Origin of the sequence: Proteus sp. fly-1013, from assembly GCF_040140245.1 — a bacterium.
GTDB classification, from domain to species: domain Bacteria; phylum Pseudomonadota; class Gammaproteobacteria; order Enterobacterales; family Enterobacteriaceae; genus Proteus; species Proteus mirabilis_B.
Genome location: NZ_JBEEWD010000004.1, coordinates 58,917 through 79,140 on the forward strand (window position 1 = coordinate 58,917; position 20,224 = coordinate 79,140).

Genomic DNA, 20,224 nt, shown 5'->3' on the forward strand with positions numbered 1-20,224 from the left:
TTATGATTAAAAACATAAGTTAACCAATACGGTTAATTTGCTCTTTAGCAATATGGATAAAAGAGACTGATTTTTTAATGCGCTCAGACATAACCAATTTGGTGATTAGTCATGATCTTTTATATCAAAGACGGTAAGCATGTATTTACCTTATCTGGCTTAAATGAGTCACAGTCATTTGACAATTTTAAAGCCGGTATTGAGTGGGCTTATGTAAGAAAGCTCGCATTACAAACAGAACAATTAGTAGGTAAACAAAATGTCAGACACTAAGCACTTAAATGTGTTGATTGCAAAAGCTCTTTTACTTAACCAAGATATTACTGATAGCGAACAAGTAGATGCGCTAACAGCTCATATCAATGGTGATATTGAAAAAGAAGAGTTTAAACAATATGACCACTTTATTAATATCACGCTACTTGCACTTTCATTGGTTCCTAATATCAGCAGTGAATTAAGCGAAGAGCAAATCATTAACGCTATTATGTCATTTATTGATAACCCTGATATGCGTAGCGTTCGTCATAGAGTTAATCACTTTAACTCATTAATAAACCCAAAAACCGCCTCAATTGAGGTAGAAAAAAAAGAAGTACCTCAGGAAGAGGTGATTTTTCACGCCAGCAAAGATAACCAAAACGGTCAACACAAGGAGACGGAAGATATTCCACAGGAAGAAAATGACCAACCTGCTTATTTTGAACCTGGTCGTTATCCAGATATTCCTAACGAGGTGTATCACAGTTCAAACGGCATCAGTAGTTCGATGCTAAAAGATGCTCGTATTAGTTTGATGTATTACGAGTTACGCCATATAACAAAAGTCATTGAGCGTGAAAATAAGCGTTGTTTCGATTTAGGTAGTGCGTTTCACACGTTAACAATGGAACCTGAAAAGTTTGATGCTGAATTCAGTGTTAAGCCAATCATTCCAGAAGGTGCCTTTACAACAACGGAAACAATGAAGTCATGGATTGACGAATACAATAATAAGTTGCCTAAAAAGCTCTCACAGGATGAGTTAAAAGCAATTATTGAAGAACATAATGCCACTCTGACACCGCAACTTTCCACCAGCGGAAAAGCCGAAGAGCTAGGTCAGATATACATGCAGTTGCCCGATGAATTTAAAACCATCCCTGAAGATGGAAAATTCACAGGTGCCGCAATGAAAGCCTGTATCAAAGCCTATAACGATACTTTGCCAACACCATTGAAAACCTCAGGTAATACAGACGCATTACTTGAGCAGATAAACGGCATCAGTCCCGAATTATATTTGGCAGAAGTAAGTAAGCCTGAGCCACTTAGAAAACCCGTCAAAAAAGATGATCTCATGCAGGTCATTAAAGAAGTGAACCCTGATGCTGTATTTGAAGATGAAATCATTAGCCAGTGGCTTAGTGACGATTCGAAAATTCATGTTCAAACCGTTGACTATGAAATGGCAAATAACATGCGTAACGCTGTTATGAACCACAAAGAAGCATCCAGTTTATTAAATCACCCTAACCGTGTATCAGAAGTAAGTTACTACGGCATTGATGAAGATACCGGTCTTGAAATTCGTGTTCGTCCTGATATCGAAATTCAAACAGAAAATAACCGATTAGGTTTTGACCTCAAATCAGTAGCACTTGGTCGATTTAAACAAGATGCCATTGAGTCCATGATCCGCAAAGAAATCATTAATCGCGATTATCACATCAGCGCAGCTATGTATTGTGATGTGGCAATGCTGGATCAATTCTTCTGGATATTCGTTAACAAAGACGAGCATTACCACTGGGTCGCTATCGTTGAAGCATTACCTGAATTACTTGAATTAGGTCGTGCAGAGTACAAAAAGACACTGCGTGATATTAGACGCGCTATGGATACAGGATATTGGCCAGCGCCTATCACCACTACTCTCACTATCGGTATCACTGACTTTGAGCAGAGAAAGTTAGAAGAACTGCAAAACGAAGTCGCTTAATAAAACTGCACTTGAACAATCAGTCGCACGCTTGGAGTAAATATTATGTCAGAAGTAGCAACTCTCGAAAGAAACCAATCAGTAATGAATAACACATCATTACTTTTTAATCCTGAATCATTAGACCGTATTGTTAAATTTGCTGAGCTAATGGCATCAGGTACAGCAACGGTGCCAAGACATCTGCAAGGTAAACCATCTGATTGTCTTGCTATCACAATGCAGTCCGCACGTTGGGGAATGGATCCTTTCGTTGTCGGTCAAAAAACTCATGTCATCAATGGTGTGCTTGGTTATGAAGCCCAATTAGTAAATGCAGTTATTACCAGTTCAAATGCTGTTGTAGGTCGGTTCCATTACAAATACGGTGGCGACTGGGAAAAGATTGTAGGCATGAAAGATAAACGTGATGAATCGGGTTTATTTATTGAAGTCGGTGCAATTTTAAGAGGTGAAGAAGAAATTACATGGGGTGAGCCTGTTTACCTTGCTGATGTACAGACTAGAAACTCACCTCTTTGGAAAACAATGCCTAAGCAACAAATCGCGTATCTCGCTGTAAAATATTGGGCCCGTCTTTATTGTCCTGAAGTTATTCTTGGTGTGTATACGCCAGAAGAACTTGAAGATCGTCCGATTAAAGACATCACCCCACAGAAAGAACGTGTAAGCATTGATGAAATCACTACCCAGCAACAACCAAATAATGCTGAACCTGTAAAAGAAGCTCAAGGCGAGTTTATACCTAAGTTCGATGCTGAAGCATTTAGATTAGCTATTGATGATGTTCAGACTGTCGAAGAAGCTAAAAATATTCGTGCAGAAATTGAGAATTTAAAAAATGAAATGGGGATCAACCTGTTTACTGAATTAAAAAATAAAGCAGTACAGGCATACCACCGCATTGATACACGTAATGCCCTAGAAGCTTCTATCAACTCACTTCCTGAATCGGGTTCACCCGAAGCCACAGAAGCATTTGAAAAAGTAGACAAGCTACTTAAATCAAGCAAAAGAAAACTTGGTGATGAATTATACGAGTCTTTCTCTATCACACTTGATGATATGCGCCCTGAATACCAGTAATCCTATTTAATGTGGAGCTGTATCGCTCCACAGGAGTTTAGATATGAATATTAAATTACCTATCAACCCTATTCGTATGCCTGCTGTTTTAAAGCTAACAGGACTTTCTCGCTCAACTATTTATACATTAGAAAAGAACGGAGATTTTCCAAAGCGTATGTATTTGTCGGTGCGTTGTGTTGCTTGGGAAGCGGAAGAAGTTGATGAGTGGTTGAAAAAACGTTCTCAATCAAGAAAGACGCCTAAGTATTACACCGAACGTAAGCGTAATGAAGCTGGGCAGTTTGTGAGTAACGCCTAACCATCCTACCCCTTTAACCAAAGGATATAACCATGAAAAGTTTACACGGTCGTTGCATTCAGAGATGGAAGCAACGATTCAAGAGTGTTTGTGATTCTAAGGTTTCACCTTATTACAGAAAACGCGACTTAAAGGGATTTTGTCGTGAATGTGGCGTCATTACTGCTGACATGATGATCCAAAATATGGCAGAGAATAATGCAATAGTTGACTTCAGTGGGTGCTGGCAAGGATGGTCACCTGAATTTTCAAAGTTCTTTGACGAGAACCGAGAGAAGTATATTACCGAAGCTCGTTTGTTTCTCAACGAAGAAGCTACTAACGACGAAATAGACGACTTAATCGAAGAAGAAATCTCTAATTGGAATTAGAACTCAGTGCAAGGATGCAAACAGGAGATAGATATGAAAGGAAAACAGTATCAATGCCACGACTGCGGAGATGAAACAAAAATAATTCAATCTCATGATCAAACGTCAAATACATATGGTTTCATAATTCAATGCCTTAATTGTGGATATGAGGCTGGTCTATTCGACACCCTTGAAGATGCAGAGATGGTGATTAAGTGTAACTTACAGGGATGCAATGAAGAGGAATGAATATGAGTAAGAAAATGGTTTTGGTCGCAAGAACAAATAAGGTTGGCTCTGACTCTGAAATCTCCTTAGGAATGACCGAAGAAGAATGGAATGAACTAGATGAAGCAAATCAAGGTGTAATTATTGGTGATGCATTAGAGACACTTGTTGATTATTGGGTGCAACCAGAAGATTAAGGAAGCATTTTGACAGTGGATTAGTCACATGGATGTGAGTATGATTTCTGCTTTAAATAAGGAGGGATTATGTCAAACAAGGGCGATAAGCTTTTAACTTTCGTACTAAAGTGGTCATTTATAATTATATTATTTACCACTGTTTTTCTTCTAGGTTTTTCTTTTATTTATTATTCACAAATAAGCCTAGATAGTAAAATATCATCATTTTTTAGCTTCTTATCATCACTTGGTATTCTAGCTACTATTGGTGTTTATTTTTGGCAAAGGAACGATGCAAAAAAATTAGCAAACGAAGTAGAGAAATCAATTCTAAATATGATTATTTCCGAGTGTCAAAGGGTTGAGAGTGAATTACAACATGCTGAAAATGTTTTTTCTATTTTAGATAAAATAGAATTAATAAATATAACAAGTAAAAATAATGGAGATATATTTATAATAACAAGCATTAATGAAAATATGCGCTCTAGAACTAATTATCTTAAAAAAATCGAACTATCCAGCATTGAGAATCTACTAGGCTTAGCAACAAGTACAAATAGCAAATACATTGAAGTCATATATTCCATGATGGTAGATATAATGCGCTCTAATGAAGAACTTAGTCTTTGGTTACTCTCTGATAATGTAATTTATGAACATGTAGGTCTATATAAACGTAGCCTATACGATATAAGATATTTAATTTATAGGATAACAACTTCCCTGCACTAGCAGGGTTTTTTATACCTAAAACTCGGAGTAAGTATGGATGAATCAAGACAGAAATTTGAAGATTTTATTAAGTTTCACATGGATGATGCAGAAATAAATAATAAACTCGAAACAGCAAATAATGGATTAAATTACGCTGACCATCATGTAGATATTATGTGGATTGTATGGCAAGCATCACGCGAGAGTTTAGATGTTGAATTGCCATATAAACATCAACCTAAATTTTACTCATATGAAGATGGTATAAATACAGGTCTTAATATGTGCAGAGATATATTAATCAGTAACGGAGTGAAAGTAAAAAATGAATGAAAAATACAGAGCCGAACTAATTAACGGTAAACCAGTTATTTTATTAAATGAAAATATGATTGAAAAAGGATTTATTTCATATTCAGATGCAGAAAGAAGAGCTAATAACTTAAATTCTAAATTCAAAGTAGCCCACACATATAAAATTAAATAACCATGCAAATAATCGGATATGTATTGCTCATGCTAATACAGGGTTCTGCTGTGCCTATAACGGAAGATATATACACGAAATCGGAATGCAATAAACGTGCTGAATATTTAATGTCAGTGAGGAATGTTGAAATTAAATGCGGAGAGGTGATGAGAAATGAATAAATTTAAATTTTATGCGGTGTGTGATAATGACGGGAATATTGTCTGTATCAACAATAGTAAGTACCCATCACTAAAAGCAATATTCTATTTGCGTGAAGATGCTGAGAAAATTATTGGAAAAAACGCAGGAGAAAACCTTCAAATCTCCGAAGTTAATATTATTGAGGATGAAAATGAATAAATACACCGAACTATCTGACTTCGAGATTAATAAAAAGGTTGCTAGTCATTATTTGCCATATGATTACAATCTCAATGAACATACAAAAACGGTAGAACTAATTGGCTTTTTAGGCGATACCGATGAGTACAATGTGTATGGCACATTCAACCCATGCAATAACCCGCCTGACGCAATGCCGATTATTATTGAGAATAAGATTAGCCTACTTGCTGGTGACGGTAATTTCTGGTGTGCTAGATATGGAGAGTGGACTCTACTTCCTCATCCATCTGGTATTGAGTTTATAGAAAAAGCGCAAGTTATAAACGATAGCCCATATCGCGCAGCTATGGAATTATTTCTATTAATGAAGGATGCTGAACGTGAAACCAATACTTGATATGTGCTGTGGCTCTCGTATGTTTTATTTTGATAAACAAGACGACCGAGTTTTATTTAATGATATTAGAGCAGAAGAACATATTTTATGTGATGGAAGAATTTTAAATATAACACCAGATATTATTTCTGATTTTAAAAACCTTCCATTACCAGATAATACTTTTTATCAAGTACTATTTGACCCACCTCATTTAATCAGAGTTGGTAAAAATAGCTGGATGTTTAAAAAATATGGTTCGTTAAATAAAGACTCATGGAGAGAAGATTTAAGTAAAGGATTTAGTGAAGCATTTAGAGTGTTAAGACCCGGAGGAACATTGCTGTTCAAATGGAATGAAACCCAAATACCTGTTAAACAAATTTTAGCACTAACAGACCAAAAACCAACAGCAGTACAGCGTGTAGGTAAAAATGATAAGACGCACTGGATCTCTTTTCTTAAGGAGGTTAAATGAAAAAATACGACCTTATCTATTGTGATCCTCCGTGGGATTATAAAAATAAAGTTTCAAACGGTGCTGCTAAAAATCATTATCCAACAACTTCCCTCTTCAATTTAACCCATATCCCTATTCATTCTATTGCATCTGACAATGCAGTTCTTGCCATGTGGTATACAGGTAATTTTGTACTCGAAGCTATTAAATTAGCCGAAGCGTGGGGTTTTAAAATCCGCACAATGAAAGCTTTTACTTGGGTTAAGTTTAACACTTTAGCATGGCAACGAATTGATAAGGCTATTCAAAACAGCGAGTTATTTGATTATCTCGACCTGTTTGAACTATTAGATGCTGAAACAAAAATGAATGGGGGAAACTACACCAGAGCCAATAGTGAAGATGTTTTAATCGCTACTCGAGGCAATGGATTACAGCGCATTAGTGCTAGTGTTAAGCAAATCGTATTTAGTTGTTTAGGTGAGCATAGCGAAAAGCCATGGGAAGTAAAAAACCGTCTTGAACAGTTGTACGGTGATGTAAGTCGCATTGAGCTATTCGCTCGTGACATGTCACAAGGTTGGGATGCATGGGGCAATCAATGTCCTAACAACAGTATCGAACTTATCAACTCTCATTTTATTTGTAAGGAATAAATATGCCTGATATCGCAGATGATGCTAATGACTTAACGGATCTACAAATCAACACCGCATTAGCAAATAGAGAGCCACCAGCTAAAAGCTTAACTGGATTTTGTATCTGGTGCCGTGAAGAGCCAGTAACAGAGAATAGCGCTTACTGTTCTAAAGAGTGTGGTGATGACCACGCTCAGTACAAAAGGAAAAACGGCTAATGATTATTTTACTCACATTATTAGCTGTGTACTTATGGCTTGCTGGATACCTATTTTCAGAGTCTAAGCACGAAAGCGACAATATAAAAGATATTGTGGCCAGACTGTTTTACTCCACAATCTGGCCTGTTGTTGGTGTGCTTTACCTATCGTCACTACTTGCTTATAAAACACTTGGCGAAGAATGACAAAGCGTTAATCTTTCTCTTTTATCCATTCATCCACCATATCAGCCCACTCTTGTAACATCTTCCTGCGCTGTTCAGCATATTCAGCTTTGTTGTAAACGGCTCTAACGCCATTTTGAACGTGTGCTAAACATTTCTCTATCCAATCTGAGTTATAACCTGCTTCGTGCAATAGCGTGCTTGCTGTGCGTCGTAAATCGTGAACAGTAACCGGTTCGAACTCAATACCTTTTTCATTGATACGTTTTACGGTGCCATCAATCACGTTATTCAATGCAGCATTAGAAAGTGGCTTTTTAATATCATATCGACCAGGCATTAAGTAATCGCTTCCCATCGCACAAACTTTCATACCGGTGAGGATATCCATTGCTTGGTCAGAGAGATAAATAACATGCTCTTTTCTCCCCTTCATTCGCCCTTTAGGGATCACCCATTGCCTATTTTTAAAGTCTATTTCATCCCATGTAGCGTGAATAAACTCAGACTTTCTGACTAATGTCAGCAAGACAAATTTAACGGCCAATTTTAAGGTTGGATAACAACTATAGTTTTCTAGTTCACGAAATAAGATACCGATTTCTTTCGGCGACATTGCCCTTTCGCGCGCTTGAAAAGTCCCTATCGAAGATGCCTTTATTGCATCTGCTGGGTTACTAATTTCATAACCTCTATCTATGGCATAAGTAAAAACGGATCCAACAATCTCACGCACTTGTAATGCAGTCGCTTTTGCTCCCCTATCCTTTATCTTTTCACACAATGCCCTAAGCCTTGGTGTGGTGATCTCTTCTAGCTGAAGCTTGCCGAATACGGGATAGATTTCTTTTTCAATAATTGCTTCTTTCATGGCCCTTGTAGAGTCGGCATATTGGGCATCATTAAGGAAATTGACGGTATAGTCTTTGAATACCGTCCCTATTTTTTTACTCTCAATACCGTCACGTTTCTTTGAAGCTGGTGATATACCTGCGTTTAGTAGCCTTTTTGCTTCAATTAATTCGGCTCTTGCTTCTGCAAGCGTGATACCGTCAGCACTATATCGACCAAAAGTAACCGTTTCTCTCCTTCCATTAAAACGATAATCATATCTAAATGAAATAACACCACTTTTTGTCACTGCAACGTATAAACCATCTCTGTCAGACACTTTATAAAGCTTGTCTTGTGGCTTTAAACTTCTCAGTTTTGTATCGGTCAGCATGCTATAACCTCAATGCTGATACCGTCAAATGACAGCAAATTTATGACGGTATCAGTGTCTTAATTTTATAATTTATATTTTGATACCGTCTACTATACCGTCATTTTTTTCGGTTCTTGTCAACCATTACTAACCATAGAAAACAAAAAAGCCACCAGTAACATACTGATGGCTCTTGGTTTTTTAACCTTTATCAACTATTGCTGATAAACGGTATTTTATTCCCACTCAATCGTTGCCGGTGGTTTACCGCTGATATCATAAACAACGCGGGAAATACCACTAACTTCATTGATAATACGGTTAGAAACGCGACCTAAGAAGTCATATGGTAGATGTGCCCAATGTGCTGTCATAAAGTCCACAGTTTCAACTGCACGTAATGAAACAACCCAGTCATATTTACGACCGTCACCCATAACGCCCACTGAACGTACAGGTAAGAACACGGTAAATGCTTGGCTTACTTTATTATATAAATCAGCTTTATGCAGTTCTTCGATAAAGATAGCATCAGCGCGACGTAATAAATCACAGTATTCTTTCTTGATCTCACCTAATACGCGAACCCCTAAACCTGGACCCGGGAATGGGTGACGATAAAGCATGTTGTATGGTAATCCTAACTCTAAACCAATCTTACGCACTTCATCTTTAAACAGTTCTTTTAATGGCTCAACTAAGCCCAGTTTCATATCGTCTGGTAAACCACCTACGTTATGGTGCGATTTAATCACATGAGCTTTACCTGTTGCAGATGCAGCAGACTCAATCACATCAGGATAGATAGTGCCTTGTGCTAACCATTTAACTTGTGGCTGTTTAACAGCTTCTTCATCAAAGATTTCAATGAATGTATGACCAATGATTTTGCGTTTTTTCTCAGGATCGTTCTCGCCTTTTAACGCAGTTAAGAAACGCTCTTCCGCTTCAACATGGATAATATTTAGGTCAAATTTACCTTTAAACATTTCCATGACTTGTTCTGCTTCATTCAGTCGCAATAAGCCATTATCAACAAATACGCATGTTAAACGCTTACCAATTGCACGGTTTAACAATAATGCAGTTACTGATGAGTCAACACCGCCTGATAACGCTAAAATAACGTGATCATCACCAATTTGCTCTTTTAAACGAGCAACCGTGTCTTCAATAATTGCAGCAGAAGTCCACAGCGCATCACAACCACAGATATCTAAAACAAAACGTTTTAAAATCGCTAAACCTTGATGTGTATGTGTAACTTCAGGGTGGAATTGAACACCATAAAAACGTTTTTCTTCATTCGCCATAATAGCAAATGGGCAAGTTTCAGTGCTTGCTACTGTTACAAAGTCTGATGGAATAGAAGTTACTTTGTCGCCGTGGCTCATCCATACATCTAATAATGGTTTACCATCTTCGCTAACTGAATCTTGAATATCACGGAATAGTGCACAAGTTTCACGAATTTCAACTTGTGAATAACCAAATTCACGCTCACCAGAAACTTCGACGTCGCCACCTAATTGCATCGACATCGTTTGCATACCATAACAAATTCCTAATACAGGAACGCCTGCATTGAATACGTATTCTGGTGCGCGAGGGCTGTTGTCTTCAGTAGTACTTTCAGGGCCACCAGACAGAATAATACCATTAGGATTAAATTCACGAATTTGTTCTTCTGTAACATCCCATGCCCAGAGTTCACAATAAACGCCGATTTCACGGATACGACGAGCAATAAGCTGCGTATACTGTGAACCGAAATCAAGGATAAGAATGCGATGATTATGGATATTTGCTGTCATTTGTGGTGAATTCCAAAACAGATAAAGTCATAAAGTTGAAAGGCTTGCCAATTTATAATTAAAACACGGTAATAACTAAAACAAGCCTTTCTCGGAATAAATTACATACCTAAGCGATAGTTAGGTGATTCTTTCGTGATGGTCACATCATGGACATGGCTTTCTTGAATACCCGCACCACTGATACGAACAAATTCAGCTTTGGTATTCAAATCTTTAATTGTTGCGCAGCCTGTTAAGCCCATGCACGAGCGTAAACCACCCATTTGTTGATGCACGATAGTTTTCAATAAACCTTTATAAGCAACACGGCCTTCGATACCTTCTGGTACTAATTTGTCTGCTGCATTATCAGTTTGGAAGTAACGATCTGATGAACCTTTAGACATCGCACCTAATGAACCCATGCCACGATAAGATTTATAAGAACGGCCTTGGAACAGTTCGATTTCACCCGGAGATTCTTCAGTACCCGCAAACATTGAACCAACCATAACGCAAGCTGCACCTGCTGCTAATGCTTTTGCGATATCACCTGAGAAACGAATACCGCCATCTGCAATAACAGGAATGTTGCGATCTTTCAGCGCTTCAACGGCATCTGCAATAGCGGTAATTTGTGGTACACCAACACCCGTTACGATACGAGTTGTACAAATTGAGCCTGGACCGATACCTACTTTAACCGCGCTCACACCTGCATCTGCTAGTGCTAATGCGCCTTCTGCGGTTGCAACATTGCCACCAATAATAGGTAGATTTGGGTATAATGCACGAGTATCACGAATACGTTGTAATACACCCTCAGAGTGACCGTGAGATGAGTCAATAAGTAAAACGTCAACACCAGCAGCAACTAATGCCGCAACACGCTCTTCATTACCTGCACCCGCACCAACAGCAGCACCAACACGTAAACGACCATGTTCGTCTTTACAAGCATTTGGTTTACGTTCTGCTTTCTTGAAGTCTTTTACAGTGATCATACCTTTCAGGTGGAAGTTGTTATCAACCACTAAGGCTTTCTCTACACGTTTTTCATGCATTTTTTGCATAACAACATCTCGTGCTTCGCCTTCTTGTACAGTCACTAAACGCTCTTTTGGTGTCATTACCGCAGTAACAGGTTGGTCTAAATCAGTAACAAAACGAACATCACGACCAGTAATAATACCCACTAATTCGTTGTCATTAGTCACAACAGGATAACCCGCAAAGCCATTGCGTTCAGTCATTGCTTGAACTTCACGTAAAGAAGTTTCTGGTGTTACGGTGATAGGATCAGTGACAACACCACTTTCATGTTTTTTCACACGACGAACTTCTTCAGCTTGACGTTCGATAGACATGTTTTTGTGGATAAAACCAATTCCACCTTCTTGAGCTAATGCGATAGCTAAAGGCGCTTCAGTCACAGTATCCATTGCAGCAGAAAGCATAGGAACATTTAGGCGGATTGTTTCAGTCAGTTGAGTAGACAAGTCGGCAGTATTAGGAAGAACAGTGGAGTGTGCAGGAACTAACAAAACATCATCAAATGTAAGTGCTTCTTTTTTAATTCGTAACATAGCAATATCTCACCAAGGCGGCTTTTAGGAAATAGAAAATATTGCCGCGGAATTATACACACCGTAATCGGTTGCTTCTAGCTTTTTTTCAAAATTTTTATTGATCCTGCCACTAACTTAGGTAGTATCAATCAATTAAGTCTTTGTTTTAAAATTTGATCTGGCTCACATGACACTACCGATAAACAATAATATTTTTACTGTTAGCCGTCTAAATAAGACCGTTCGCCAGTTATTAGAAATGGAAATGGGTCGCATTTGGATCAGCGCTGAAATTTCCAATTTTACTCAACCCTCTTCTGGTCACTGGTATTTTACGTTAAAAGATACTAATGCCCAAATTAGAGCGGCGATGTTTCGTGGGCAAAATACTAAAGTTACTTTTCGCCCTCAGCATGGTCAGCAAGTTTTAGTGCGTGCAACAATTACATTGTATGAGCCAAGAGGTGATTACCAATTGATTGTTGAGAGTATGCAACCTGCTGGTGACGGGCTTTTACAACAACAGTTTGAGCTATTAAAACAAAAACTCAGTGCAGAAGGTTTATTTGATGCTATTCATAAAAAACCCCTGCCATCACACGCTAAACAAATTGGTGTTATCACTTCATCAACAGGAGCAGCACTACACGACATTTTAAATATTCTTCGTCGTCGTGATCCCTCTTTGCCTGTTCTTATCTATCCAACTGCCGTTCAAGGTGCTGAAGCGCCTATGCAGATTGTTCATGCCATCGAACTGGCTAACCGCCGTAAAGAATGTGATGTTTTAATTGTTGGTCGTGGCGGTGGTTCGTTAGAAGATCTCTGGGCATTTAATGATGAACGCGTTGCTCGTGCTATTTTTGCCAGTGAAATTCCGATTGTAAGTGCTGTTGGCCATGAAACTGATGTCACTATTGCTGATTTTATTGCCGACCTTAGAGCCCCAACCCCTTCAGCTGCAGCAGAACTCATTAGTCGTAACAAACTTGAGCTATTGCGCCAATTGCAATCACAGCAACAACGTCTTGAAATGGCGATGGATTACTATTTGGCGAAAAAATTACGTGCAATAACACAGCTTCATCATCGTTTACAGCAACAGCATCCTCATTTACGTCTTGCTCGTCAGCAAAATGTATTAGCTTCAACACAACAGCGTTTAGTTGCTAGTTTTCAACGGTTATTACAAACCAAGCAACATCAACAAACACAACTACAAAAACGCCTTACTTACCAAGAGCCTAGTTCCCAAATTCAAGCATTACTTCGCCAACAACAGCTGTTGATTTACCGTATGCGAGAAAGTATTTCACAACAGCTATCTCGTCAACGTGAACAATTCGCTATTAGCTGTTCTCGTTTAGAAAGTGTGAGTCCTCTCGCAACACTTTCTCGTGGTTACAGTATTAGCGAAACAGAGTCTGGAGAAGTGCTGAAAAATACCAAACAGGTGAAAGTAGGTGATCCACTAAAAACGCGTGTTGAAGATGGTTGGATAACCAGTGAAGTGGTTAAAACACAAAAGATAAGAGCTAAACGTAAGACCACCTCTAAAAATGATGATTAACCTCCTATCAAATATAGGTCAATATAAATACAAAAGGAAAACGGCATCAGAATAATATTGATGCCGTTTTTATTATTTATACTTTAAGATAATCATTACGTTACATTAAAAGCGTACTTCTCCTGCAAATAAGTAGCTTCGACCTCGGGCAGTTTGAGTATTACTTCCCGGATCTTGCATCATTGGCGCTGAATTACTTCTATCAAGCGCATTAGAATAGTTTTTATTCATTAAATTATGCACTGCAAATTTCAAAGAAATATTTTTATTAATTTTGTAATTACTATAAAGATCAATAACTTTCGGGATATTATCTTGTTGCACCATAGGGACTTTACCCGTATCAAAATCAACACCTTCAGGTGAAGATTTACGCGATTTCCCTGTTATTTGGATCACTGTACCTAGTTCTAATGACTGGTCATCAAAGAAGCGAACACCAGTATCAATAGTGGCATAATACTTAGGTAATTCAGAGGCAGGTGTTTGACCAAAGTCTGTACTGGCAATCGAAGTCGGCTGAGATGTACGCTGATCGCTATAAGAAAGGTTTGTATAAAATACCCCTGCATCATAATTTGCTTGAAGTTCATAACCCCGCAAAGTTACAGGCTCAAGGCTATTGGTATACAGGAAAATATTGCCATCATATTCAATTCCCGCATAATCTTCATCCGTTAAAGAGCCGTCATTTTTACAACGCACACCACCTTTACAAACAAAATAAGAATCACTAGAAATGTAATCTTTAATTTTTGTGTGATACCACAATCCTTTAAATCGTAAGCTGTCACCCTCAATAATTAAATCAGGACGATAGCTATTAAAACCCAATTGAACAGTATCTGCCTTTTCACTTTTTAAAAATGGATTCATTGAAGCACCACCTTCATTGGCAAAGAAGATCTCTTGCGACGTAGGTGCTCTCATCGTTTGTGCATAACTAACAAATGGTTGAAATTCGGGAATAATTTCAGCAGAAAGTAACATTCCCGGGTCCCAATTTCTATCATGGCGATTGACATTCCATTCACCTTCAGGGAAGCAAGCTGCGCGTGGATCGCAAGCAGGTTTTCGCCCTTTAATATGATAATCGACATAATTTAAATTTAGGTCGAGAGTATAAATATCGTATTCAAATTTCATTTGTGAGAAGAAGCTGGTTAAATCATTTTTTCCTTGAGGCGCAAAGGAGTTATATTCAACCATATTTTGTGATTGCCATGGATCAGTAGAAGGTGCAATAACACTACGTTTGTATTCTGTTGACATTAATTTTGAGCCAAGTGTTAATGCCATATCCAATTCACCGTAATTAAAGCGACTGGTATTTTTCGCCACTAGTGAGTCTGATATATTTTTGGCATTTGCTTCTCGCAAACTCACAAGAGAATCACCCTCAAATTTTTGTGATGCTTGGCTGTGGCTAAGCAGAATTTCACTATCAAATAAATCATTTAACGGTGTATAGCGATATTTTGCATAATAATCTTTAGCATCTATTTTGCGACGATTAAAATTGTTGTTATAAAAACGACCACTTAATTCTAATTCATGAGAATCATTCGGCTTTATATTTATTTTAGTAAGTTCTGAGTGTGGTCTTTGATTAAATTCTTTGCTTGTCGAAAATTCTTCACTATTAAAACCAGCACCATTTTTATAAGAAGACTCTATTTTGTGTCCGCTTAATGCAAACATCGCACCCACTGTACCATTATCATTAAATAATGAACGTTGGCCTGCCACCGCAACCATGCCGTTATAACCTAAGCCATTCGTACCACCAGCCGCTTTACTTCTTACACCCCAAGAGTGGTTTTCAAATAAAATATCTTCAACACCAATGGTTTTAAAATTAGCACTCCCTGCTAGGGCATTAATACTATTCTCACCATCTTGTTGACCACGAGAAATATCGATTTTAATAATAAAATTCGGATCAATCATGGTATTAAACTGATTGTAAGGTTGTGCGCCATGCGCATATTGACTGGGTGATGTGCTATACATAGTTTGTGTAACACCATCTACCATCATATTAACGCGCCCAAAACCACTAAGTCCGCGAATATTAACACTCACACCAGGTTGGCTTACATCCATTTGAGTATACGTACCCGGCGTTGATCGTAATGCTTGTTCAACAGACCCGAGATTATTAATTTCACCAATAGAACTATAAGCACCCGGTTTTCCTAATGCTTTCTGTTCTGGTGTTTCTTTTTGTGCTGATGAAACTTTTAAGCTACTAAATTGAACCGCTTTATCCGCTTCAGATGCGATGACAGGATGATTAACACTCGAAAATAAAATAAGAGTGCTAAGTATTTTCCTTGTAGATTTCATAATAAACCTATTCTTTATTTTTATTTAAATAGGCTCACGTTGCTTTATATAAAGTAATTAAACTAGAAAATATTATTATTGTTATATTCGATTTAAATAATAGCGCTGTCTCTCTTAAAGAGAGACAGGCTAATTTTATTAAAATTATTTATTATTACAGATTATTCTATTTTATATTTTGAGCTTTAAAATAGACTTCAGGTTGTTCTAACATCAGAATAAAGGCATATTCTTTTGCCGTATCGCGTAAGCGATTAAAACGTCCTGATTTACCACCATGTCCTGCACTCATATTAGTATCAAGTAATAGTAGGTTATTATCTGTTTTTAATTCACGCAATTTAGCAACCCATTTTGCAGGCTCCCAATATTGCACTTGTGAATCATGTAATCCCGTTGTGACGAGTAAATGAGGATAGGCTTTAGCAACGACATTGTCGTATGGGCTATATGATTTTAGGCGGAAATAAACTTCTTTATCCGCAGGATTTCCCCACTCTTCATATTCCCCTGTTGTTAAAGGAATTGAAGCATCAAGCATGGTTGTCACAACATCCACAAATGGAACTTGAGATACAACACCACGGTATAATTCTGGTGCCATATTCACAACAGCGCCCATTAATAAACCACCCGCACTGCCGCCCATAGCGTAAACGTGTTTAGGTGCTCCGTAACCATTGGCAATTAGGTATTTAGTGGCATCAATAAAGTCTGTAAAAGTATTAACCTTATGTTCCATTTTACCTTGGTTATACCAACGTTTACCTAATTCACCACCACCACGCACATGCACAATCGCATAGACAAAGCCTCGGTCTAACAAACTTAAACGAGGTGAGCTAAATGAAGGGTCAATGCTACTACCATAAGAGCCATAACCATAAATTAAGATAGGGTTTTCACCTTTCTTAAATAAGTCTTTGCGATAAACCAATGATACTGGAACTTCAACACCGTCTTGTGCTTTTACCCAAGTACGTTCACTTTCATACAGATCGCGTTCAAAGCCTTTTACCTCTTGCTGTTTAAGCAGTTGCTTTTGGTGCGTTTGCATATTCCATTGATAAGTTGAAGATGGTGTGGTCATAGAAGTATAACCAAAGCGAAGCTCTTCACTATCTGCTTGAGGGTTAAATCCTAACCATGCCATATAAACAGGATCGTCAAACGTAACATTGGTTGATTGACCTGTTTTCCAATCAATTTGACGTAGTGACACTAAACCTTGTTTTCTTTCTTCAACAACCAACCAGCGATTAAAGAGATCAAAGCCTTCTAAATCGACATCTTTTTGTGGCGCAATGACGGTTTCCCAAGGCTTATCAATTGAGGCAGTTTTATAAAGACCAAACAATTCACTCTCATGATTCGAACGAATATAGAATTCGCCATTAAAATGGTCGATATCATATTCACGTCCCTCTTGACGTGCAGAAAAAATAACCATCGGTTTTTCTGGTGCATTCGCGTCAATTAAACGAGATTCTGAGGTGGTTGAACTTTCAATAGAGACCAAAATGTAGTCTTCAGATTTGCTTTTACCCATCCATGTATAAAAGCGATCATCATTTTCTTCGAAGATTTTGACATCTTGTTTACGATCAGTGCCATATTGATGGCGATAAATTTGATAAGGCAATAGTGTTTGCGGATCTTTATCAACATAAAATAGTGTTTTGCTATCATTTGCCCACACTAAGTTTGCTGAAATATTGGTTAACACATTCTCTTTCCATGTGTTATCCGATAAATCTTTATAGGCAACATTATAGTTTCTGCGCCCTTCCTTATCTTCCGCAATAGCAATACGTTTGTTATCTGGGCTAATAGTTAAATCACCTAATTGATAGAATTCATGCCCCTTAGCACGTTCGTTTCCATCAACGAGGACTTCCCACTCACCTTCGCTATTAACTGGCTTGCGCTGATAAATTGGAAAATCTTTACCTTCTTGATAAATAGTACGATAAGTATAGCCATTATAAATATAAGGCACAGACTCATCGTTTTGAGCCATACGGCTGACCATTTCATTGAAGAGTGTTTCTTCAAGGGCTTTACCTTCTTTCATCACTGATTCGGTATAAGCATTTTCAGCATTCAGATAATCAAGCACTTTAGGATCTTTGCGTGAATCATCTCGTACCCAATAATAATTATCGGTGCGCGTATCTCCATGATCTGTCATCACATGAGGTACTTTGTTCGCTTTTGGTGGCATCACTAGGGAGTCCTTCTGATTTTGAGCCAATGCAGGTGTTGCTGAAATTAACAATGCTATGATCGCACTCGTTAATTTCAACGTCATCCGTTTTTTTGTTGCGATTAACATAACGTTTTATTTCCTTTTGACCTGTCGTTAGAACGTTAGTGTAGAAAACTCAATTGGCATTTCAACCATTATTTTACCTTTCGTCAGTAACTCTACCGGTGGTATAGGTAAGGGCTCCGCACGTTTGAGTACTCTTTGTGCTTCTCTGTCTAAAGAGCGCACGCCACTACTGAGAATTAATTCACTAGAGATGACATAACCTTGTTCATCAACAAAAAAGCGCACTTTAGAAATACCGGTTCTACCTTTGCTTTTTGCTTCTTCAGGATAGGCTTTATAACGATTAAGATGCCCTTTGGTTTTAGCTTGCCATAATGCTAACGCGCTTTCTGAGCTATCTGAATCGCTGTCATAATTTGCACTAACATCATTAGATTGTTGTCTCGCCGCCGAGCGACTACTTGAAGGCGCTGATTGGCTAGACACATTTTCACTAATAGTGGGTGCTGGCTTTACTGGAGAGGTAATCGGTGTCACTTTAGCTGTTTGCTCTACATTGACTCTTTTCTTCGGTTTTTCTAGCAAGATATCTGCATTTTCATTCACAATAAGATCAGGCTGTTTTTCAGCAACATCTTGCTCTACCTTTTTTTGGCTCGCTACCGCCAGTTGTTGATCGACGCCTACAACCTGTTTTTCATCGCTGAGTGCTTGTACGTTTTCACTTAAGCTCATCATTACAGCTAATTCAGGCTCTTGTATAAATACCGTATTCTCTTTATTGAAATAAAAATAAGCCATGACAAAAATAGCATGTACACCGATAGCCAAAATTAAAGCTTTAGAACTACAAAGCTGAAATTTTGGCATTTGATCCATACAAGAAGAAATAAGCATATTCGTGTTATCAAGAAATTAAGGTAATGCGACAGGTGTTATCCAAAGATAATCGGCATGAACTGAAGTAACATCACTTCCCTCTTCTGCCATTATCACGACTGTCACGCTTTCATTCGGTGCTAAATCAGCAACGTGTAAAGGCACACCCATTACTTTTGTCGCATGAAAAGAGCCAGCAATTAAAAGTGCGGGTGTCGGAGCATCTAATAAACTTTTAGCCATTGCACGATCACGCAATTGCTGAATAACTGTCATTTTTTCTGCTTGAGTTTTATCAAGCTCACCACCATGAGAAAGCTCGATTGTTTTTTGAATGAGTTGGCGAACGGATGTATCAGTTGAATGCACACCATCAATAATAGGAGAATTTTTATACGCACTAGATATTTCACTGCGATCAATATTGGCGGCTAACAAAGGATATTCAGCACTCAGCCCTGCTTTAACAATATTGCCATACCATTTCCAAGGCCAGCCTGAATTCCATTTTAATGCAGCCATTAATCGCTCATCACGTAAGTATTCAGAGCCTGAATAACGTTTCTTTGTGTTATCAACTAATGATTGTTGGCTTGGTGTTAGCATCTCAAGTAAAACCGCACCTTGAGGGCGTTTTTTAGGCAGCTCTGTCATCAACCAATATTCAATATCATGATGATAAGCATTGTCATGTTTTTCACCAATAATCACACGTGATTGGCTTGCTAACCGTGTTAGCAGTGTATCTGCCGTGATGGATTGCCCAGTCTGAGTATCAATGATGTTTGCCGACTGAATAATTGCCAGATCTACCGTTGATGCAGGTTGTTTTTCTATCGAATGACATGCTGAAAGACTAATTAATGAAACTAGTAGCAAGATCCTTTTTGATATTGAGAAAAACATAATCATCCTATTAGTTATATATACTTATTTTAGTTGGGCGAATAGGTTAATATTATTGCTAATAATTATCAATATCATTCTTATATTAATTTGCATTTAATGCTTTTATATCTATTTTAGAAACACAAAAAAAGCGCCTGATAAAAGGCGCTT

23 protein-coding genes are annotated in these 20,224 nt (G+C 38.0%); 16 read left to right on the forward strand and 7 right to left on the reverse strand.

Features of this window, described 5'->3' with window-relative positions:
- The first annotated feature begins 111 nt into the window (after positions 1-111).
- From ABN236_RS09000 to ABN236_RS09070, 15 genes are all read left to right on the forward strand, one after another.
- Positions 112-273: a hypothetical protein gene (locus ABN236_RS09000; RefSeq protein WP_004243375.1), complete on the forward strand. Its 162-nt coding sequence runs from the start codon at positions 112-114 to the stop codon at positions 271-273.
- Positions 260-1,981 (forward strand): PD-(D/E)XK nuclease-like domain-containing protein, encoded by a 1,722-nt coding sequence (locus tag ABN236_RS09005; protein WP_277271133.1) that lies wholly within the window; start codon positions 260-262, stop codon positions 1,979-1,981. The genes ABN236_RS09000 and ABN236_RS09005 overlap by 14 nt, the downstream gene beginning before the upstream one ends.
- Before the next feature lie 45 nt (positions 1,982-2,026).
- Entirely contained in the window at positions 2,027-3,067 is a 1,041-nt protein-coding gene (locus tag ABN236_RS09010; RefSeq protein ID WP_156868310.1) for a RecT family recombinase, read from the forward strand.
- Positions 3,068-3,110: 43 nt separating this feature from the next.
- On the forward strand, positions 3,111-3,368 hold the full coding sequence (locus ABN236_RS09015) for a helix-turn-helix transcriptional regulator (protein WP_161724424.1): 258 nt from the start codon (positions 3,111-3,113) through the stop codon (positions 3,366-3,368).
- A 32-nt stretch (positions 3,369-3,400) separates the two neighbouring features.
- Positions 3,401-3,739, forward strand: a complete 339-nt coding sequence (locus ABN236_RS09020; RefSeq protein WP_349473845.1) for a hypothetical protein — start codon at positions 3,401-3,403, stop codon at positions 3,737-3,739.
- 33 nt (positions 3,740-3,772) lie between these two features.
- Positions 3,773-3,970: an RNA-binding protein gene (locus tag ABN236_RS09025; protein ID WP_349473846.1), complete on the forward strand. Its 198-nt coding sequence runs from the start codon at positions 3,773-3,775 to the stop codon at positions 3,968-3,970.
- A gap of 2 nt (positions 3,971-3,972) precedes the next feature.
- Complete coding sequence (locus tag ABN236_RS09030; RefSeq protein ID WP_349473847.1) at positions 3,973-4,146, forward strand: DUF7167 family protein; 174 nt, start codon at positions 3,973-3,975, stop codon at positions 4,144-4,146.
- A gap of 69 nt (positions 4,147-4,215) precedes the next feature.
- Positions 4,216-4,863, forward strand: a complete 648-nt coding sequence (locus tag ABN236_RS09035; RefSeq protein WP_349473848.1) for a hypothetical protein — start codon at positions 4,216-4,218, stop codon at positions 4,861-4,863.
- A gap of 33 nt (positions 4,864-4,896) precedes the next feature.
- Complete coding sequence (locus tag ABN236_RS09040) at positions 4,897-5,178, forward strand: phiTE_015 family protein (protein ID WP_161748174.1); 282 nt, start codon at positions 4,897-4,899, stop codon at positions 5,176-5,178.
- Positions 5,171-5,332, forward strand: coding sequence for a hypothetical protein (locus ABN236_RS09045; RefSeq protein ID WP_349473849.1), 162 nt, complete (start codon positions 5,171-5,173; stop codon positions 5,330-5,332). Before ABN236_RS09040 ends, ABN236_RS09045 begins: the two co-directional genes overlap by 8 nt.
- 156 nt (positions 5,333-5,488) lie before the next feature.
- Entirely contained in the window at positions 5,489-5,677 is a 189-nt protein-coding gene (locus tag ABN236_RS09050) for a hypothetical protein (protein ID WP_349473850.1), read from the forward strand.
- On the forward strand, positions 5,670-6,059 hold the full coding sequence (locus ABN236_RS09055) for a phage protein NinX family protein (RefSeq protein ID WP_349473851.1): 390 nt from the start codon (positions 5,670-5,672) through the stop codon (positions 6,057-6,059). Before ABN236_RS09050 ends, ABN236_RS09055 begins: the two co-directional genes overlap by 8 nt.
- Before the next feature lie 19 nt (positions 6,060-6,078).
- Positions 6,079-6,516 (forward strand): class I SAM-dependent methyltransferase, encoded by a 438-nt coding sequence (locus ABN236_RS09060; RefSeq protein WP_139152000.1) that lies wholly within the window; start codon positions 6,079-6,081, stop codon positions 6,514-6,516.
- Positions 6,513-7,154, forward strand: coding sequence for an MT-A70 family methyltransferase (locus ABN236_RS09065; RefSeq protein ID WP_069368890.1), 642 nt, complete (start codon positions 6,513-6,515; stop codon positions 7,152-7,154). Before ABN236_RS09060 ends, ABN236_RS09065 begins: the two co-directional genes overlap by 4 nt.
- Positions 7,155-7,156: 2 nt before the next feature.
- Positions 7,157-7,354 carry a hypothetical protein gene (locus ABN236_RS09070; RefSeq protein WP_004250849.1) on the forward strand — a complete coding sequence of 66 codons (198 nt, stop codon included), beginning with the start codon at positions 7,157-7,159 and terminating at the stop codon, positions 7,352-7,354.
- A 195-nt stretch (positions 7,355-7,549) separates the two neighbouring features.
- Here the strand turns inward: ABN236_RS09070 and ABN236_RS09075 are convergent, their stop codons facing one another.
- The 3 genes from ABN236_RS09075 to guaB form a co-directional block, all read right to left on the reverse strand.
- On the reverse strand, positions 7,550-8,746 hold the full coding sequence (locus tag ABN236_RS09075) for a tyrosine-type recombinase/integrase (protein ID WP_064505749.1): 1,197 nt from the start codon (positions 8,744-8,746) through the stop codon (positions 7,550-7,552).
- A 218-nt stretch (positions 8,747-8,964) separates the two neighbouring features.
- Complete coding sequence (guaA, locus tag ABN236_RS09080) at positions 8,965-10,542, reverse strand: glutamine-hydrolyzing GMP synthase (protein WP_311754966.1); 1,578 nt, start codon at positions 10,540-10,542, stop codon at positions 8,965-8,967.
- A gap of 101 nt (positions 10,543-10,643) precedes the next feature.
- Positions 10,644-12,110, reverse strand: coding sequence for an IMP dehydrogenase (guaB, locus tag ABN236_RS09085; protein WP_088495319.1), 1,467 nt, complete (start codon positions 12,108-12,110; stop codon positions 10,644-10,646).
- Between the two features lie 169 nt (positions 12,111-12,279).
- Here guaB and xseA point away from each other — a divergent pair, with 169 nt between their 5' ends.
- Complete coding sequence (gene xseA / locus ABN236_RS09090; RefSeq protein ID WP_349473852.1) at positions 12,280-13,662, forward strand: exodeoxyribonuclease VII large subunit; 1,383 nt, start codon at positions 12,280-12,282, stop codon at positions 13,660-13,662.
- A gap of 105 nt (positions 13,663-13,767) precedes the next feature.
- Here the strand turns inward: xseA and ABN236_RS09095 are convergent, their stop codons facing one another.
- The 4 genes from ABN236_RS09095 to ABN236_RS09110 form a co-directional block, all read right to left on the reverse strand.
- Entirely contained in the window at positions 13,768-16,011 is a 2,244-nt protein-coding gene (locus tag ABN236_RS09095; protein WP_349473853.1) for a TonB-dependent receptor, read from the reverse strand.
- Positions 16,012-16,177: 166 nt separating this feature from the next.
- The gene (locus tag ABN236_RS09100) at positions 16,178-18,346 is read right to left on the reverse strand and encodes a S9 family peptidase (protein ID WP_349473854.1); all 2,169 of its coding nucleotides are present in this window, start codon (positions 18,344-18,346) and stop codon (positions 16,178-16,180) included.
- 27 nt (positions 18,347-18,373) lie between these two features.
- Complete coding sequence (locus tag ABN236_RS09105) at positions 18,374-19,156, reverse strand: energy transducer TonB family protein (RefSeq protein ID WP_228766671.1); 783 nt, start codon at positions 19,154-19,156, stop codon at positions 18,374-18,376.
- A gap of 45 nt (positions 19,157-19,201) precedes the next feature.
- Complete coding sequence (locus ABN236_RS09110) at positions 19,202-20,071, reverse strand: ChaN family lipoprotein (RefSeq protein WP_349473855.1); 870 nt, start codon at positions 20,069-20,071, stop codon at positions 19,202-19,204.
- Positions 20,072-20,224 lie beyond the last annotated feature (153 nt).

Coding starts and splice junctions, on each gene's coding strand:
- ABN236_RS09000 (WP_004243375.1), top strand. CDS start 112: ATGATCTTTTATATCAAAGACGGTAAGCATGTATTTACCTTATCTGGC.
- ABN236_RS09005 (WP_277271133.1), top strand. CDS start 260: ATGTCAGACACTAAGCACTTAAATGTGTTGATTGCAAAAGCTCTTTTA.
- ABN236_RS09010 (WP_156868310.1), top strand. CDS start 2,027: ATGTCAGAAGTAGCAACTCTCGAAAGAAACCAATCAGTAATGAATAAC.
- ABN236_RS09015 (WP_161724424.1), top strand. CDS start 3,111: ATGAATATTAAATTACCTATCAACCCTATTCGTATGCCTGCTGTTTTA.
- ABN236_RS09020 (WP_349473845.1), top strand. CDS start 3,401: ATGAAAAGTTTACACGGTCGTTGCATTCAGAGATGGAAGCAACGATTC.
- ABN236_RS09025 (WP_349473846.1), top strand. CDS start 3,773: ATGAAAGGAAAACAGTATCAATGCCACGACTGCGGAGATGAAACAAAA.
- ABN236_RS09030 (WP_349473847.1), top strand. CDS start 3,973: ATGAGTAAGAAAATGGTTTTGGTCGCAAGAACAAATAAGGTTGGCTCT.
- ABN236_RS09035 (WP_349473848.1), top strand. CDS start 4,216: ATGTCAAACAAGGGCGATAAGCTTTTAACTTTCGTACTAAAGTGGTCA.
- ABN236_RS09040 (WP_161748174.1), top strand. CDS start 4,897: ATGGATGAATCAAGACAGAAATTTGAAGATTTTATTAAGTTTCACATG.
- ABN236_RS09045 (WP_349473849.1), top strand. CDS start 5,171: ATGAATGAAAAATACAGAGCCGAACTAATTAACGGTAAACCAGTTATT.
- ABN236_RS09050 (WP_349473850.1), top strand. CDS start 5,489: ATGAATAAATTTAAATTTTATGCGGTGTGTGATAATGACGGGAATATT.
- ABN236_RS09055 (WP_349473851.1), top strand. CDS start 5,670: ATGAATAAATACACCGAACTATCTGACTTCGAGATTAATAAAAAGGTT.
- ABN236_RS09060 (WP_139152000.1), top strand. CDS start 6,079: ATGTTTTATTTTGATAAACAAGACGACCGAGTTTTATTTAATGATATT.
- ABN236_RS09065 (WP_069368890.1), top strand. CDS start 6,513: ATGAAAAAATACGACCTTATCTATTGTGATCCTCCGTGGGATTATAAA.
- ABN236_RS09070 (WP_004250849.1), top strand. CDS start 7,157: ATGCCTGATATCGCAGATGATGCTAATGACTTAACGGATCTACAAATC.
- ABN236_RS09075 (WP_064505749.1), bottom strand. CDS start 8,746: ATGCTGACCGATACAAAACTGAGAAGTTTAAAGCCACAAGACAAGCTT.
- guaA (WP_311754966.1), bottom strand. CDS start 10,542: ATGACAGCAAATATCCATAATCATCGCATTCTTATCCTTGATTTCGGT.
- guaB (WP_088495319.1), bottom strand. CDS start 12,110: ATGTTACGAATTAAAAAAGAAGCACTTACATTTGATGATGTTTTGTTA.
- xseA (WP_349473852.1), top strand. CDS start 12,280: ATGACACTACCGATAAACAATAATATTTTTACTGTTAGCCGTCTAAAT.
- ABN236_RS09095 (WP_349473853.1), bottom strand. CDS start 16,011: ATGAAATCTACAAGGAAAATACTTAGCACTCTTATTTTATTTTCGAGT.
- ABN236_RS09100 (WP_349473854.1), bottom strand. CDS start 18,346: ATGTTAATCGCAACAAAAAAACGGATGACGTTGAAATTAACGAGTGCG.
- ABN236_RS09105 (WP_228766671.1), bottom strand. CDS start 19,156: ATGCCAAAATTTCAGCTTTGTAGTTCTAAAGCTTTAATTTTGGCTATC.
- ABN236_RS09110 (WP_349473855.1), bottom strand. CDS start 20,071: ATGTTTTTCTCAATATCAAAAAGGATCTTGCTACTAGTTTCATTAATT.